Source organism: Streptomyces sp. NPDC030862, assembly GCF_055571835.1.
In genome coordinates this window covers 404,411-419,778 of record NZ_JBVIEN010000007.1, presented here as the reverse complement: position 1 = coordinate 419,778, position 15,368 = coordinate 404,411, and the positions used below count along the sequence as shown (strand labels likewise).

The 15,368-nt window shown below is 73.4% G+C and carries 13 protein-coding genes; 9 read left to right on the top strand and 4 right to left on the bottom strand.

Translation table 11 applies throughout. The features are described from left to right. Nucleotides 1–146: 146 nt before the first annotated feature. Genes ACZ42X_RS21250 through ACZ42X_RS21240 form a run of 3 tightly spaced genes read left to right on the top strand, consistent with a single transcriptional unit; the run spans nucleotide 147 to nucleotide 3,100 of the window. On the top strand, nucleotides 147–1,229 hold the full coding sequence (locus ACZ42X_RS21250; RefSeq protein ID WP_468292201.1) for a selina-4(15),7(11)-diene synthase: 1,083 nt from the start codon (nucleotides 147–149) through the stop codon (nucleotides 1,227–1,229). Continuing rightward, complete coding sequence (locus tag ACZ42X_RS21245) at nucleotides 1,226–2,563, top strand: cytochrome P450 (RefSeq protein WP_468292198.1); 1,338 nt, start codon at nucleotides 1,226–1,228, stop codon at nucleotides 2,561–2,563. Before ACZ42X_RS21250 ends, ACZ42X_RS21245 begins: the two co-directional genes overlap by 4 nt. Before the next feature lie 60 nt (nucleotides 2,564–2,623). Next, a complete protein-coding gene (locus tag ACZ42X_RS21240) occupies nucleotides 2,624–3,100 on the top strand; it encodes an NUDIX hydrolase (RefSeq protein ID WP_468292195.1) in 477 nt (158 codons plus the stop codon). Nucleotides 3,101–3,118: 18 nt separating this feature from the next. On the opposite strand, the gene ACZ42X_RS21235 is transcribed toward ACZ42X_RS21240, so the two are convergent. Beyond that, on the bottom strand, nucleotides 3,119–5,194 hold the full coding sequence (locus tag ACZ42X_RS21235) for an MMPL family transporter (protein WP_468292192.1): 2,076 nt from the start codon (nucleotides 5,192–5,194) through the stop codon (nucleotides 3,119–3,121). Nucleotides 5,195–5,283: 89 nt separating this feature from the next. Between ACZ42X_RS21235 and ACZ42X_RS21230 the strand changes: the two genes are divergently transcribed. The 3 genes from ACZ42X_RS21230 (at nucleotide 5,284) to ACZ42X_RS21220 (ending at nucleotide 8,030) form a co-directional block, all read left to right on the top strand. Further along, entirely contained in the window at nucleotides 5,284–5,778 is a 495-nt protein-coding gene (locus ACZ42X_RS21230; protein ID WP_468292189.1) for a MarR family winged helix-turn-helix transcriptional regulator, read from the top strand. A gap of 101 nt (nucleotides 5,779–5,879) precedes the next feature. Continuing rightward, nucleotides 5,880–7,211, top strand: a complete 1,332-nt coding sequence (locus ACZ42X_RS21225) for a cytochrome P450 (RefSeq protein WP_468292185.1) — start codon at nucleotides 5,880–5,882, stop codon at nucleotides 7,209–7,211. Between the two features lie 99 nt (nucleotides 7,212–7,310). Further along, the gene (locus ACZ42X_RS21220) at nucleotides 7,311–8,030 is read left to right on the top strand and encodes a lysophospholipid acyltransferase family protein (protein ID WP_468292182.1); all 720 of its coding nucleotides are present in this window, start codon (nucleotides 7,311–7,313) and stop codon (nucleotides 8,028–8,030) included. A 107-nt stretch (nucleotides 8,031–8,137) separates the two neighbouring features. Here ACZ42X_RS21220 and ACZ42X_RS21215 read toward each other — a convergent pair whose 3' ends face one another. Further along, nucleotides 8,138–9,094: a DUF2690 domain-containing protein gene (locus ACZ42X_RS21215; RefSeq protein WP_468292179.1), complete on the bottom strand. Its 957-nt coding sequence runs from the start codon at nucleotides 9,092–9,094 to the stop codon at nucleotides 8,138–8,140. Between the two features lie 316 nt (nucleotides 9,095–9,410). On the opposite strand from ACZ42X_RS21215, the gene ACZ42X_RS21210 reads away from it, so the two are divergent. From ACZ42X_RS21210 to ACZ42X_RS21200, 3 genes are all read left to right on the top strand, one after another. Then, nucleotides 9,411–9,671 (top strand): hypothetical protein, encoded by a 261-nt coding sequence (locus ACZ42X_RS21210; RefSeq protein ID WP_468292177.1) that lies wholly within the window; start codon nucleotides 9,411–9,413, stop codon nucleotides 9,669–9,671. Nucleotides 9,672–10,074: 403 nt separating this feature from the next. Then, entirely contained in the window at nucleotides 10,075–11,268 is a 1,194-nt protein-coding gene (locus ACZ42X_RS21205) for an extracellular catalytic domain type 1 short-chain-length polyhydroxyalkanoate depolymerase (protein WP_468292439.1), read from the top strand. A gap of 134 nt (nucleotides 11,269–11,402) precedes the next feature. Continuing rightward, nucleotides 11,403–12,884, top strand: a complete 1,482-nt coding sequence (locus tag ACZ42X_RS21200) for an MFS transporter (RefSeq protein ID WP_468292436.1) — start codon at nucleotides 11,403–11,405, stop codon at nucleotides 12,882–12,884. 13 nt (nucleotides 12,885–12,897) lie between these two features. Here ACZ42X_RS21200 and ACZ42X_RS21195 read toward each other — a convergent pair whose 3' ends face one another. Together ACZ42X_RS21195 and ACZ42X_RS21190 are read right to left on the bottom strand one after the other, a co-directional pair. After that, nucleotides 12,898–14,097: a vWA domain-containing protein gene (locus ACZ42X_RS21195; protein ID WP_468292174.1), complete on the bottom strand. Its 1,200-nt coding sequence runs from the start codon at nucleotides 14,095–14,097 to the stop codon at nucleotides 12,898–12,900. Between the two features lie 9 nt (nucleotides 14,098–14,106). Next, on the bottom strand, nucleotides 14,107–15,297 hold the full coding sequence (locus ACZ42X_RS21190) for an AAA family ATPase (RefSeq protein WP_468292432.1): 1,191 nt from the start codon (nucleotides 15,295–15,297) through the stop codon (nucleotides 14,107–14,109). Between the last annotated feature and the right edge of the window lie 71 nt (nucleotides 15,298–15,368).

The following is a 15,368-nucleotide window of genomic DNA, read 5'->3' as shown; positions in this document are numbered from 1 at the left end:
CCGTTTACCTGGGTGATTGTCCTATTGGATGAACGGAATCCGGTCACTACGATGCGCCACAGTTGATCACTCTGGGGTGAACGAGACGCGTGGGGCGGCAACACCGCCGACCTCACGCGTCACCCCCTGACCAGAGGGAGGCCGTAGTGGGCCCCGGGCTCATCGTTCCGCCGCTCTACTCCCCCATTCCCCCGGCGATACATGCCCGCCACGCGGAGATAGACGTACAGACGGCCGCTTGGGCGGAAACGTTTCGCATCGGGTCCGAGGAGCTGCGCGGGCGCCTTGTCCGCCAGGACATCGGCACGTTCTGCGCTCGCATCCTCCCCGAGGGCCGCGAGGAAGTGGTGTCCCTCCTCTCGGACTTCGTGCTGTGGCTCTTCGGCGTGGACGACGGACACTGCGAGGAGGGCGAGCTCGGCCACCGGCCGGGCGACCTCGCCGGACTCCTGCACCAGTTGCTCCGGGTCGCCCAGAACCCCGAAGCCCCCCTCCTCCAGGACGACCCCCTCGCCGCGGGCCTGCGCGACCTGCGCATGCGCGTCGACCGGTACGGCACCGCCGGGCAGGCGGCGCGCTGGGTGGACGCCCTGCGCGAGTACTTCTTCTCCGTCGTCTGGGAGGCGTCCCACCGCCGCGCGGGCACCGTGCCCGACCTGAACGACTACACCCTCATGCGGCTGTACGACGGAGCGACCTCCGTGGTGCTGCCCATGCTGGAGATGGGGTACGGCTACGAACTCCAGCCCCACGAACGGGACCACACGGCGGTGCGCGCCGCCGCCGAGATGGCGTCGTTCATCATCACCTGGGACAACGACATCTTCTCGTACCACAAAGAGAAGGCCGGTTCGGGCTACTACCTCAACGTCCTGCGTGTCCTGGAGCACCACGAGAAGCTCACCCCGCAGGACGCCCTGACCACCGCCATCGCGCAGCGGGACCGGGTGATGTGCCTCTTTCTGCGGCTCACCGAGCACCTCTCGCGGAACGGGAGCCCGCAGCTGCGCCGGTACCTGGCGAGCCTGGCCAGCTTCATCCGGGGCGCCCAGGACTGGGGCATCAGCTCCGTGCGCTACACCACGCCGGACGACCCGGCGCACATGCCGTCGGCCTTCAGCGACCGGCCCACCGACGCCGGCACCGAACCGCTCGACATCCCCGTGATCGCCTGGTGGTGGAGCCTCCCGGCCGCCTCGGCCCTCCCGCAGCAAAGGACTCTCCGGTGACATCCGCTGTGGCCTCCGTTCCCCGCGCCCCCGGCGCCGTCCCCCTCCTCGGTCACGCCCTGAAGCTGTGGCGCGATCCCCTCGGCTTCCTGACCTCGCTGCGGGAGACCGGCGACCTGGTCCAGGTCAACCTCGGCACCATGCCCGTCTACATCGCCACGTCCGCCGAGCTCATCCACGAGGTGACGGTCAGACAGGCCCGCAGCTTCGAGAAGGGCAGGCTCTTCGACCGGCTGCGCCCGCTCGCGGGCAACGGCCTGGCCACGGCCGGTGGCGAGGTGCACCGCAAGCACCGCCGGCTGATCCAGCCCATGTTCCACCCGCAGCGCATCACCGCGTACGCCGAGATCATGAGCGACAACGCCCGCGCCCTGGCGGACTCCTGGACGGCCGGCCAGGAGATCGAGCTGGAGCAGGCGATGGCCGAGTACGCCATCGAGACGCTCGCCTCGACGTTGTTCTCCCTGGACATCGGGTTGCCCGCGGTGGAGGCGGTGCGCGAGAACCTGCCCGTCGTCCTGAAGAACATGCTGATACGGGCGGCCTCCCCCAAGTTCCTGGACCGGCTGCCCATCCGCGCCAACCGCGACTTCGACACGGCGGCCGCGACCCTGCGGAAGGTGATCGACGAAGTCGTCGCCACCACGCGGGAGACGGGGCCCACCGACCGCAACGACCTGCTGACCGTGCTGCTCGCCGCCCGCGACACCGAGACCGGCGAGTCGCTGACCGACACGGAGGTCAGGGACGAGCTGAGCACGATCCTCTTCGCCGGGGCGGAGACCACGGCGTCGACGCTCGCCTGGACCTTCCACGAACTGGCCCGCCACCCGGACGTCGAAAAGCAGCTGGTGGCCGAGATCGAGGAGGTCGTCGGTGACCGCCCGGTGGCCATCGAGGACGTCCCCCGGCTGGTCGCGGTCCGGCGGGTGCTCGACGAGGTGATCCGGCTGCACGGCGTCACCATGCTGATGCGCCGTACCACCGCCCCTGTCGAACTGGGCGGGCACAGCCTGCCCGTCGGCACCGAAGTGGCGTTCAGCCTCTACGCCATGCACCGGAGCCCGGATCTGTACGAGGAGCCCGAGCGGTTCGACCCCGACCGCTGGCTGCCGGAGCGCCGGGCGGAGATCCCGCGGCAGGCGTACATCCCGTTCGGCGCGGGCAACCGCAAGTGCATCGGCGACGCCTTCGTCTGGACGGAGGCGACGATCGCGCTGGCCACGATCCTCGCCCGCTGGCAGCTGCGGCCCGTTCCCGGCCACACCCCTCGCGAGGTGGCCTCCGCGGTGGCCCACCCCGACCGCGTCCCCATGACGGTGCTCCCCCGCTGAGCCGACCACCGCCCCCGCGGCGGGCGTTCGCGCGCCCGCCGCGCCGCATAGGGTCGGGGGATGGAGACGACGCACCGGCCCGCCACCCGGGTCATATGCCTGGACGCCGCCCACCGCCTGCTGTTGATGCGCTGGCGTGATCCGCATTCCGGGAACTGGCTCTGGGAGCCGCCCGGTGGCGGGATCGAGCCCGGTGAGACGCCGCTCGTGGCGGCGCGGCGCGAGCTGGCCGAGGAGACCGGGCTCGACCCGGCGGCCGTCCTCGACCGGTCGGTGCCAGTCGACCGCGATACGTGGTGGAACGGCAAGCACCACACCGGTACGGAGCTCTTCTTCGTGGCCCGTTTCACCGAGGAGCGGCCCCCGTTGTCACGGTCCGGTCTGCTCCCCGCCGAACTGGCCAGCCTGGACACGCACGCCTGGATCCCCTGGCCCGAGCTGAGAGCGTTGTCGGATCCCGTCGAGCCGCCGCAGCTGCCGGACGTGCTGCGCGCCCTGGTGCCGGACGGCCCGTGGGGCGCGCCGGGCCGTCGGTGAGCAGCCGCGGCCCGGCGCTCAGCGCTTCCGGGTCAGAGCGCTCGGCCACCACGCCCTCGGGCCGGTGTCGATCACCAGCGCCGGCACCAGGAGGGACCGGACGACCAGGGTGTCCAGGAGGACGCCGAAGGCGACGATGAAGGCGATCTGCACCAGGAACGCCAGGGGGATCACCATCAGCGCGGCGAAGGTGGCCGCGAGGACGACGCCCGCCGAGGTGATGACGCCGCCGGTGGTCGTCAGGCCCCGCAGCACGCCCTTCCGGGTTCCGTGGGCGAGCGACTCCTCCCGTACGCGTGACATCAGGAAGATGTTGTAGTCGACGCCCAGCGCCACCAGGAACACGAAGCCGTAGAGCGGCACCGAGGCGTCCGTGCCGCTGAAACCGAGGAGGTTCTCGAAGACCAGCGCCGATACGCCGAGGGTCGCCAGGAAGTTGAGCGCGACCGTCGCGACCAGCAGCACCGGAACCAGCAGCGAACGCAGGAGCGCCACCAGGATGAGCAGGATGATGCCCAGGACGACGGGCACGATGACCGACCGGTCCCGGGCGGCCGTCCGCTGCGTGTCGTACCGCTGCGCCGTATAGCCGCCGACCAGCGCGTCCGCGTCCGGCACGGCGTGGACGCGCTCGCGCAGGCGGTGGATCGTGTCCTTGGCGGCGTCGCCGTCCGCCGCGTCCGCCAGCGTGGCGTCGATGCGTACGCGCCCGTCGACGACCAGCGGCGGGCCGTCCGGCCGGCCGGACGCCGAGCGGGTGGCCGCGGCGGCCACGCCCTCGGTGTCCCGCGCGGCGGCGACCACCTCCCCGGCCCGGTCCGCGCGCGCGATGATCACCGCGGGATTGCCGGAGCCGCCGGGGAAGTGCTCGCCGAGGGTCCGCTGGGCGGCCACGGACGGGGCGTCGTTGACGAAGATCTCGTCGAGGGGGACGCCCTTGGAGGACAGCCCGGGTGACAGTGCCGCGAAGAAGGTGAGGACCACGGCGGTGGAGACCCACACCCGCCGTGGCGCGCGGTCCACCAGCGCGGCGACGCGCCGCCACACGCCGTGCCCCTCCACCGTGGCGTCCGACGGCTTGGGCCGGGAGGGCCAGAAGGCCGCGCGGCCCAGCAGGGCGAGCACCGCGGGGAGGAACGTCAGCACGGACAGGACGGCGCACACGATGCCGATGGCGCCGACCGGTCCCAGGGCGCGGTTGTTGGTGAGGTCGCTCGCCAGGAGGGCCAGCAAGCCCATCGCCACCGTGGCGGCGCTCGCGACCACGGCGCCGAACGAGCGGCGTACGGCGGCCCGTACGGAGGCGACGGGGTCCCTCCGTACCGCGAGCTCCTCGCGGAAGCGCGCGGTGACCAGCAGGGCGTAGTCGGTGGCGGCTCCGATGACCAGGATGGAGAGGATGCCCTGCACCTGCCCGTCCACCCGTACGAGGTCGCGCCGCGCCAGCGCGTAGACCACCGCGCACGCGAGACCCAGCGCGAACACCGCCCCCAGGATGATCACCAGGGGGAGCAGCACGCTCCGGTAGACGAGCAGCAGGATCAGCAGCACGGCGATGAGCGCCACTCCGAGCAGCAGCCCGTCGATGCCGGCGAACGCGTCGGAGAGGTCGGCCTGGCTCGCGGCCGGCCCGGCGATGTGCACGGAGGTGCCGGGAACGGCCTCGGCCGCTTCGCGGACCTCGTCCAGTACGGCGGGCAGCTCGTCGCCGAGGTTCCGCTCCAGCGGCACGACCGCCTGCATCGCCTCGCCGTCCTCGGAGACCAGCGCGGGTGAGGGCCGCCCGCCGACGCCGGGGCGGCCGGCCAGTCCCTCGACCGCGCGGGCGGCGGCCTGCCGCTGCGCCGCGCCGACCTGTTCGCCCTCCGCCGTCCACACGACGATCGCGGGGACCGTCCCGGTCCGGTCGAACGCCTTCCCCGCCTCCAGTACACGGGTGGACTCGGCGCTGCGCGGCAGGAAGGCGGCCTGGTCGTTGGTGGACACCTCGCCCAGCTTGCCCGCGTACGGGCCGAGGGTGCCGCCCACGCCCAGCCAGACGATCAGGAGGACGAACGGGACCAGCCACCGGGACCAGCGCGGCGTGTTTCTCATCGGAAGGAAAACCCCAACCTGAGGAAGCGGTCGAGAATGTATCTCCACCATCGATTATCTTGATGATGAAGAGATCATATGCTGATGGCATGCGCAGTCCTGACACCCCGCCTTCCCCGCCTCCTGCGGATGATCCGACCGACCTGCAGGCGTTCGCCGTACTGCTGCGCCGCATGAACGGCGAGTTCAACCGCATCGCCCAGGAGTTCGCGCAGGCGCAGGGGCTGCACCTGACGGATGTCCAGGCGCTGATCGCGGTCCTGGACGGCGACCGGGACGGCGACTCCGAGCCGATGACGCCCGGCAGGCTGCGCAAGCAGCTCAACCTCACCTCCGGCGCCATGACCGCGTGCCTGGACCGGCTGGAGAAGGCGGGCCACCTCCGGCGCGTCAGGGCCGCCGACGACCGCAGGGTGGTGCACCTGCACTACGCCGAGGCGGGCAGGCGCCTCGCCCAGGACTACTTCCGGCCCCTCGCCCAGGGCACGGACGCGGCGCGCGGTCGCTTCACCCGCGAGGAGCTGGGGGTGGTCGTACGGTTCCTGGCCGAACTCAACCGCCAACTCGCCGCGCTGCGCAGCTGAGGGCGTAGGACGAGCCGCCGCCGGGGTACCTCTGTTCCGTACGGTCCCTGGCGCCGCCGCGCCCCAGGGCCGGGTCCGAGCCGTCGAACAGGGGAAGAACTGTGGCCACCGAAGCCAGTGCGGACTCCCTCCCGGGCGCACCCGGAGCCGGGCGACCGGTCCCCGAAGCCGACCCGGAGCTGGTGGAGCGGTGGCGCTCCCGAGGGGGCGAACTGGTCGACCTCCTGACCGACGTACGCGAGCGGCTCGGTGGCGTCGCGGCGTTCCGCATCGGCCCGGCGCCCACGGTCCTCGTCACCGGGCCCGCGGCGGTCCAGCACGTCCTCGCCCACCGCCCGGACGCCTACGTCAAGCGCTCGCACCGCGCCCGCCTGCTCGTCGGCGACGGGGTGCTCTCCGCCACCGGCGAGGCGTGGAAGCGTCAGCGCCGCGTGCTCCAGGCGCAGTTCACCGGCACCGGCATGCGGCGCTACGAGGAGCGCATCACCGGCGCCGCCAGGACGACCGCCGAGCGCTGGGCGGCGTACGCCCGTACCGGCCGGACCTTCGACGTCCGGCGGGAGATGCACCGCTTCGCCCTCGACTCGATCTGGCGCTCGCTCACGGGGTACGCCCTCGACGACGAGACCGAGGACCGGCTGGCCTCGGTGACGGCCGTGGTCGCCGCCCTGCCGACCCTGCCCTCCGACGCCGCCGACGCCCGGGAGGCCGTCGCCGCCGACCTCGCGCGGATCGACGCGGTCGCGGGGTGCGCCATCGAGGCCGCCCGCCGCGGGGTATCCGGGCCCGACGGGCCGGGCCTGCTGCGCGTCCTGCTCGACGCGGCCGGCAAGCACCCGGAGTACACCGAAGCACTGGTCCGCGACGAGCTGGTCACCCTGCTCGTGGCCGGACACGAGACCACCGCCACCACCCTGACCTGGCTCTACCTGCTGCTCGACCGCCACCCCGGCCACCGCGAGCAGGCCCTCGCCGCCGGGGCTGAGGGGTCGGCGCCACGCCGCCGCGCGATCCAGGCCCTGATCCACGAGACGCTGCGGCTCTACCCGTCCGCCTGGATCCTGCCGCGCCACGCGGCCCGGGCGGACACCCTGACCGGTTACGCCGTCGAGGCGGGCACCGACCTCCTGGTCTGCCCCTACCTCACGCACCGGGACCCCGCGCTGTGGCCGGACCCGGAGCGGTTCGACCCCCGGCGCTTCACCACACCCGACGGCCGGCCGGCCCGGCCGGGCTCCTACGTCCCCTTCGGCCTCGGGCCCCGCGCCTGCCTCGGTGCGCAGTTCGCGCTGCGGGAGACGACCGTGCTGCTCGAACACCTCATTCCGGCCCATACCGTGGCCTTCGACTCCGTTCCCGCGAAGACGTCGTACGGCATCACCGTCCGGCCCGAAGGCCCCACTCCCGCGACCCTGCGTACGCCGCGCACCTGACGGCCCGAGGTACCCGGCGGAATCTGAGTACGCGTGCTCAGGACCGCCGCTCCCGGCTCGCCGACGATGAGGTCACATCGTCGAGACCGGGAGAACCACATGCTCAGCCGCCTCGCCCACGCCTTGGTGCCCAAAGCCGGACGCCTGTCCGTGTCGTCCGACACGGACGGGGGCACCGGCGGCGGCGCCTGCCGCGGCGCTCGTGGCGGCATCGGTGCCGCCATCGCGCCGGGGAGCATCGTGGCGGCGAACCACACCTCGCTCGCCGACCCCGCCATCGTGCTCGCCGCGCTGCGCCGGCTCGGGGCCGAGCCGGTGGTCATGGCGGCCGCCGGGCTGTGGCGCGTACCGTTCCTCGGCGGCGCGCTCGCCCGTGAGGGTCACATCCCGGTGCACCGCGGGGACCGGCGGGCCGCGCGGGCACTGGACCTCGCCGCCGCCGCGCTGGACGAGGGGCGTGTGGTGCTCATCTATCCCGAGGGCGGCATCCCGCCGCGCGCGGGCGCTGCGGAAGCCGCGCCGGCCGCCTTCCGCAGCGGGTTGGCGCGGCTCGCCGAACGCACCGGCGCGCCCGTCGTGCCGGTCGGGCAGGCCGGGGCGCGCCGGGTCATGTCGGGGAGCGGGGCCAGGCAGCTGGCGGGCGTGCTCACGGCGCCGGTCCGCCGCCCCGCCCTCCACGTCCATGTCGGGGCGCCGGTCGTGCTGACGGGCGACCGGGCCGCGCGTACGGCGCAGGCGCACGACGCGGTCACGGAAGCCTGGCGCACCGCGGCCGCCCGTCTCGGCGAGCCGGCCGCGCTCACCGTACTCGCCGCCTAGGGGGTGTCTTGTCGATCGGGCCGGATCAGGGAGCGGGGTCGCGGAGGCGAGGGCGGCCGTCGCGGCCAGCGCGCTCAGCCGGGGCAAGAGCCATGAGGCGCGCGGGTTCAGGGCACTTTCGGCGGCGACGGTGTCGGGTACGGCTTCACCCTGCTGACGCCGTCACTGTCGGCGCATGCCTCCAACGCGCGGTAGCCGACGCACACTTCGCCATGGTCGGGCCGGAACTCGGACGGCAGCATGGGCGTGTGCCTGGAGCCGATGGCGTTCCCGAGCAAGGCGTTGCTCTTCAGCGACAGCGCGTCTCCGGTATCCGATTTCAGGTACACAGAGAGGACCTGTTCGTCCTCGGTGGGCAGGATGTCCGCCCACAGCGCTTGGCAGACAGCGCTGTACAACAGGGTGACCATGCCGTACTCGGTCTTCACGCCGGCCGTCGTCTCAGCGTTCTCGAGGCACCGGTATTCCTTCGGATCCTTCCCCCTGCACGTGCCGTTCCGGCAGCTCTTGCGCGTGTCCTTCGGCTCCGAGGGGAGCTCGGCCGCCGGCCGGGTCCGCTGGGGCGGAGAGGCGGTGAGGGCAACGCCGGCGATGGCCGCCAGGGCCGCTGCCACGCCCACGGCCGCGGCAATCCGCATCCAGCGGGTTCCCTTCCGGACGCCGCCCTCCCAAGGCCGCGCGTCCTGACCGTTCCCGGGCAGCTCCGGTCCACCGCTACCGCTACCGCCTACCGCGGCCGCCTCCTGCTCGCCGTCCGCCCCGTCCGGCGCACCACCGGAAGGAGAGCCCGCGGCGATCCGGTCGCGCGCCTCCAGCCAGGCACGCAGTCTCCGGTCCTCTCCGCAGGCGCGCAGGAACGCCGCCAGCGTCTCCGCGCGCGGTAACGAGCCGGTGCGCAGCGTGTAGGCCAGCGTGCTGCGCGCGAGCACCTCACCCTGCTCGGCCGCCCGTTCTTCCAACTGCCGGTAGGTCAGTCCCGACCGTTCCTTCAACCACCGCATCCGCTCGACGAACCCGGCGGCGTCGTGTGCCTGGCCCGGATCCACATCATCCTCGCTCCCCATGCCGAGCATCCTTGCCGGGCCCACAGCGCTTGACAACATGCCCCGGAACGGTGGCCGCCCGGCCCGCGGACGGGGCGCGTTCCGTACGCCGGCACCCGCCGCCGACGCGGGAGCCGTCAGGGCACCGCGCGGGGCCGCCTGTGTCCTGGACGCCGTCCAGAAGGCGGGTTGACGTGCCCGGACAGTTCCGCGTCCGTCCAGGACACCTGCCCGGCCTTGTCCCCGGCCGCTCGACGCCGGGAAGCTCTGGAGCGCCGTCGGGCGACGGCGGGTGCCCGGCGAAAGCGTCCGGACCCTCAACCACCAAGGAGTCATCATGCGTCTTCGCAACGTCCTGGGAACCGTGGCACTCGGCGCCGCGCTCGCCCTCGGGACCGCCGCGGCCACCGCCGTCACCGCTCAGGCCGCGCCGGCGGCGTCCTCCGTGACAGAGGCGACATCCGCCGCGGCAGACCAGGTGTTCATCGGGTACTACTCCAGCAGCACCGCGTGCCACATCGCCGGCACGTCGATGGCTGGCGACAACTACACCTGCATCCGCAAGGGCACCCGATGGGCCCTGTACATCTTCGTGTAGTGCCGCAGCCGATAGTCAGGCAGGCGTCCCAGGTGGCGCCTGCCTGCGCGTGCGTCGAGGGCCGCCCGCCCGTACCAGCCGCGCCGCACCCGGCGCAATCCCCCGGTGGGTGGCTTGCGGCCACCGGACTGTGGGGGCCCATGCCATACACCGTCGTACGAGGGCGACTTACGGTTCCGCTTACCCGGGCCGCCCGCGGCCGATCGAGGTGCGGGCCGCCCGGGGCATCGCATGCCATCGAGGAGCCGCCATGCACACCCCCCTCCCCCACGAATCCCATGCATCTCACGAATTCCATGACTTCCATGAATTCCACGAAGCCTATGAACCCCACCCGTCCCTCTCGCCTCAGGCGCCGTTGCGCGCGGCACAGCGCCTGTGGGCCGGCGTGGCCGTCCTGGTCATGGCGGTCGCCGCGGTACTGACCGGGCCGGCCCCCGCCGCCCGCGCCGCAGCCGTCCCGCTCAGCCGGGTCACCGGCTTCGGGACCAACCCCGGGCAGCTGTCGATGTACGTCCACCGCCCCGCGTCCCTGCCCGCCGCCCCTCCCCTGGTGGTGGCGCTGCACGGCTGCACCCAGAGCGCGCAGACGTACGCGGACCACTCCGGGCTTCCCGAACTCGCCGCCCGTGGCGGGTTCCTGCTCGTCCTCGCGGAGCAGTCGTCGGCCAACAACGCCAACAAGTGCTTCAACTGGTTCCAGACCTCGGACAGCCGGCGCGGCCAGGGCGAAGCCGCGTCGATCCGTCAGATGGTCGCGCACGCCGTCGCGTCGTACGGCGCCGATCCGAAGCGGGTGTACGTCACGGGGCTGTCCGCCGGGGGCGCGATGACGTCCGTCCTGCTCGCCGCCTACCCGGACGTCTTCGCCGCCGGGGCCGTCGTCGCGGGGCTGCCGTACGACTGCGCCCGGGACGTGGCCTCCGCGTACTCCTGCATGAACCCGGGCGTGGACCTGACGCCCGCCCAGTGGGCGCAGCGCGTGCGCGACGCCCACCCCGCGTGGACCGGGCCGTGGCCGCGCGTCGCGGTCTGGCACGGGGACCGGGACACGACGGTCGTGCCGCGCAACGCGGACGAGCTGCGCGACCAGTGGACCGCCGTGCACGGGCTGGGACAGACCCCCACCCGTACGTCCCTGATCGGCCCCAACGCGACGCGCCACGAGGAGTACGCGGCGGCCGACGGGACCGTCGCCGTCGAGGTGAACCGGGTTCCGGGCATCGGCCACGGGACGCCCGTCGATCCGGGTACCGGGGAGCGGCAGTGCGGCTCGACGTCGGCCGCGTACTTCCTCGACTCGATCTGCTCCAGCCACTGGATCGCGGCGTTCTTCGGTCTGACGGGCGCGGGCGGCGGGACGCCCCCGCCGGACCCCGGCCCCGGCCCCGGTCCCGGCCCGGACCCGGTGCCCGCGTCGTGCTGGACGAGCAGCAACTACCAGCACGTCCAGGCCGGTCGCGCCACGACGAACGGCGGTTACACCTTCGCAAAGGGCTCGCAGCAGAACATGGGCCTGTACAACACCTTCGTCACGCACACCCTGAAGGAGTCGCCGACCGGCTGGTACAGCCTCGCCGACGGCGCCTGCCCCTGAGGCCCCGGCCCCAGCTCTCCTTGATCGAGTGGTGACGCCCCAGCCCCGGTCGTACCGTCGAATGGGTGAACGGCAAGCCACTGACCTCAGGGACCGAGTCCGCCGCCACCCGCAGACGCGGCGGCGGCAAGGGCATGGCGCTCCTCGTCATCGCGTCGTGCCAGCTGATGGTGGTGCTCGACATCACGATCGTGAACATCGCGTTGCCGCACATCCAGCGTTCGCTGGAGTTCTCGACGACGAACCTGTCGTGGGTGGTCAACGCGTACACGCTCACCTTCGGCGGCCTGCTGCTGCTCGGCGGCCGGGCGGGCGACATCCTCGGCCGTCGGCGGGTGTTCGTCTTCGGCGTGCTGCTGTTCGTCCTCGCCTCGCTGCTGGGCGGACTGGCCCAGAACGGCGGGCAGTTGCTGGCCGCGCGGGCGCTGCAGGGCGTCGGCGGGGCCATCGCCTCGCCGACCTCGCTCGCCCTGATCAGTACGACGTTCGAGGAGGGCCGGGAGCGCAACCGGGCCTTCGGCGTCTTCGCCGCGGTGTCGGCGGGCGGCGGCGCCATCGGCCTGCTGGCGGGCGGCATGCTCGTCTCATGGCTCGACTGGCGCTGGGTGTTCTTCGTCAACGTGCCGATCGGGCTGCTCATCGTCCTGGCCACTCCGCGGTGGATCCGCGAGTCCGAGCGCCATCCCGGCAACTTCGACGTCACGGGCGCGCTGAGCTCGACGCTCGGCATGGTGCTGCTGGTGTACGGGTTCATCCGCGCCGCTCAGGACGGCTGGGGCGACGGGCTGACCGTGGCGTCGTTCGCCGCCGCGGTGGTGGCCCTGGTGGTCTTCGTCCTCGTGGAGCGGCGGTCGCGGCAGCCGATCACGCCGCTGCACATGTTCGCCGACCGCAACCGGGCGGGCACGTACGGGATCATGCTGAGCCTCGCCGCCGCCATCTTCGGCATGTTCTTCTTCCTGACGCTCTTCGTGCAGAACGTCCTCGACTTCAGCCCGCTGGCGGCCGGGCTGGCGTTCCTACCCATCAGCGCGATCATCGCGGTCGGCGCGGGCGTCGCCTCGCAGCTGCTGCCGAAGTACGGACCGAAGCCGTTCATGGTGGTCGGCGCACTGCTGTGCGCGGCGGGGCTGGCCTGGCTGACGCTGACCGACGTGCACTCCACCTACCTGGGCAGCGTCCTGGGGCCGATGCTCGTCTTCGGCATGGGCATGGGGATGCAGTTCGTGTCGCTGACGCTGATGGCGCTGTCGAACGTGCCCGTCCACGAGTCGGGGGCGGCGTCCGGGCTGCTCAACGCCACCCAGCAGGTGGGCGGTTCCCTCGGTCTGTCCATCCTGGTGACGATGTTCGGCACGGCCAGCTCCAACGAGGCGAACCGGCAGATTCCGGCGTACCTGGCCCAGGCGACGCCTGCGGAGCGGCTGCGTTTCCAGCGCACGCACGAGCTGCCGCCGCCGTGGGCCGACCAGGTGCTGACGTCCGGCGTCTCGGCGGCGTTCATCCTGGCGGCGGTGTTCACGGTGGTCGCCGCGCTGATCGCCGTCTTGGTCATCCAGGTGCGCCCGTCGGATCTGGAACGCCTCCAGGGCGGCGTGGGCCCCGGACAGGTGTGAGGTTCAGCCCCGTTCAGCCCCCGGGGACGCGTACGGTCTCCACCCAGGCGGGCGGCTCGGGGGCGTCCGCGCCGATGAGGGCGGCGATCAGGCGGCAGGAGGGCGTCTCGTCGGGCCAGGGGGTGTAGCCGTCGGTGAGGACGATGACGATGTTCGGCCGGTCGGGCGCGGCGAGCGCGCTCGCGATGCCGACGCGCATGTCGGTGCCCCCACCGCCGCCGAGGGCGATCTGGTCGGTGGACGTCACCCGCGAGACGGCGTGGACGTCGGCGTCGCAGGCGAGCACGGTGACGCGGTTGCCGCGTACGCCGACCTCCCGCAGCACGCCGGTGATCTCCGCGAGCGCGGTGGCGAGGTCGTCGTCGCCCATCGAGCCCGAGGTGTCGATGACGACGGCGACGCGCGGCAGCGGGCGGCGCAGGCTCGGCAGGACGACCCCGCGCAGGGCGGGGGTGCGGCGTGAGGGGCGGCGGTAGGTGTAGTCGACGGCGCCGCCCGCCCAGGCGGCCGCTTCGCGCACCGCTCCCCGCAGGGCCTGGCGCCAGTCGACGGTGGGCTCCAGGACCTCGTCGGCCCAGCGCTGCCAGCCGACGGGCAGGGTGCCGCGGCTGCGCCGGTGGGCGCGCATGGCCTCGGCGGTGTGCCGCCGCAGCGCCTGCGCCTCGGCCTCTCCGAGCCGCGCGGGGCTGCCGTCGGTGCCGGGCAGCTCCCAGGGCAGCGGCTTGCCGTGGGCGCCGGAGCCGCAGTCGTGCGTGCGGACGTCGGGCGGCAGTGTCGTCACGTACTCCTCGAAGAGCCTGCCCGTCGGCAGGCCGAAGAGCCGGGGCTCCATGCGGCCGGCCGGGAGCGGGAGGCCGTCGGCGAGGAGGTCGTCGTTGATCTCGCAGTCCTGGGCGACGTTGACGCGGTGGTGGTCGCGCTGGTCGGCGGCGGGAAGCCGGTCCGCCCGGCCGTGGTGGTCGCGCAGCAGGTGGGCCACCTCGTGGATCCAGACGGCGGCGAGTTCCGCGACGGGCGTCGCCTCCACGAAGGCGGGCGACACGTAGCACCGCCAGTGCCGGTCCACGCCCATGGTGGGTACGTCGCGGCTGGGCACCACCGTCAGCGCGTAGAGCGCGGAGGCGAGGTAGGGGCGGTCGCTCGCGGCCCGGTAGCGGGCGGCGAGCAGCTTCGTCGTGTCCAGGCGCGGCGCGGCCACGTGCGGCGCGTCCAAGGTGCCCCCTCAGCCGCTGCCGGGCAGGGCGCCGGACAGCTGGAGCAGGTCCAGGAACCCGTCGATGCCGGGCGGTACGGGCCAGGCGGTGTCCCGCAGAGCCGCGAGGTCGACGGCGGCACGGGCCGCCACGTCGGGCACGCCCGCGTCGACCGCCTTCGCCAGCACGGCCCAGCCGGCCTCCCAGCGCTCGCGGGTGAGGTCGCTCTGGATGGCGGAGACGATCGCGATGAGGAAGGCGAGCTGCCGGTCGCCCCGGTCCGGCAGGGAGAAGGCGTCCGGGTCGGCGAGGACCCGGTCGGGGTCGGGCAGGTCGAGGTGCTCCAGGTACGACAGGAGCTCGATGCCCGCGCCGTCGCCAACCGCGCCGGTGAGCGCCGCGGCCACCGCCTCGCGCCCGGCGCCGGTGGCGTACCCGGCGGCGAGCAGCCGCAGCGCCATCTCCCAGGTGCGGGGGGACGGCCAGGACCGGCCCCGGGCCTCGGCGTCGCCGGGGATGTGGTGGGCGAGGCCCGGGCGGGCGGTGAGGAATCCGGAAATCGCGCCGCGGGCGCGCGCGACCGCGCCCGGCGCCTTGGCGGGGTCGACGACGGGGACGGTCATCGCCGGCCACGTACCGGCCATGCCGCGGGCCACGGTGCGCGGGTCGTGCGTCCAGTGGAGGTGGACGAAGCGGTTGGCGAGCGGCGGGCTGAGGTGCCAGCCGTCGGCGGCGCTCGAGGGCGGGTTGGCGGCGGCGACGATGCGTACCGACTCGGGCAGGACCAGGCTGCCGACGCGGCGTTCGAGGACGACGCGCAGCAGCGCGGCCTGTACGGCGGGCGGCGCGGAGGACAGCTCGTCGAAGAACAGCAGCCCGCGCCCGGCCTTGGCGAGCCGCACGGCCCAGTCGGGCGGGGCCATGGGAACGCCGGTGGTGGCGGGGTCGTCGCCGACGATCGGCAGGCCGGCGAAGTCGGACGGCTCGTGGACGCTGGCGATGACGGTCTCCAGCGGGAGGCCGAGACCGGCGGCGAGCTGCTCCAGGCCGGCCGACTTGCCGATGCCGGGCTCGCCCCAGAGGAGGACCGGCTGGTTGGCCGTCACCGCGAGGGCGAGGGCCTCCAGTTGGGGGTTGGCGGAAGGCTCGGTACGGGTGGCGCGCAGTCTGCGGTTGAGCGCGTCGGCGGCGGCGAGGGGGTCGGCGGCGCGGCGCGGCACGCCGTCGGCGCCCGGGGCGCGGCCCGGGACCCGGTCCGTGACGGGGCGGTCCGTGGCGGCGCGGCCGGCCT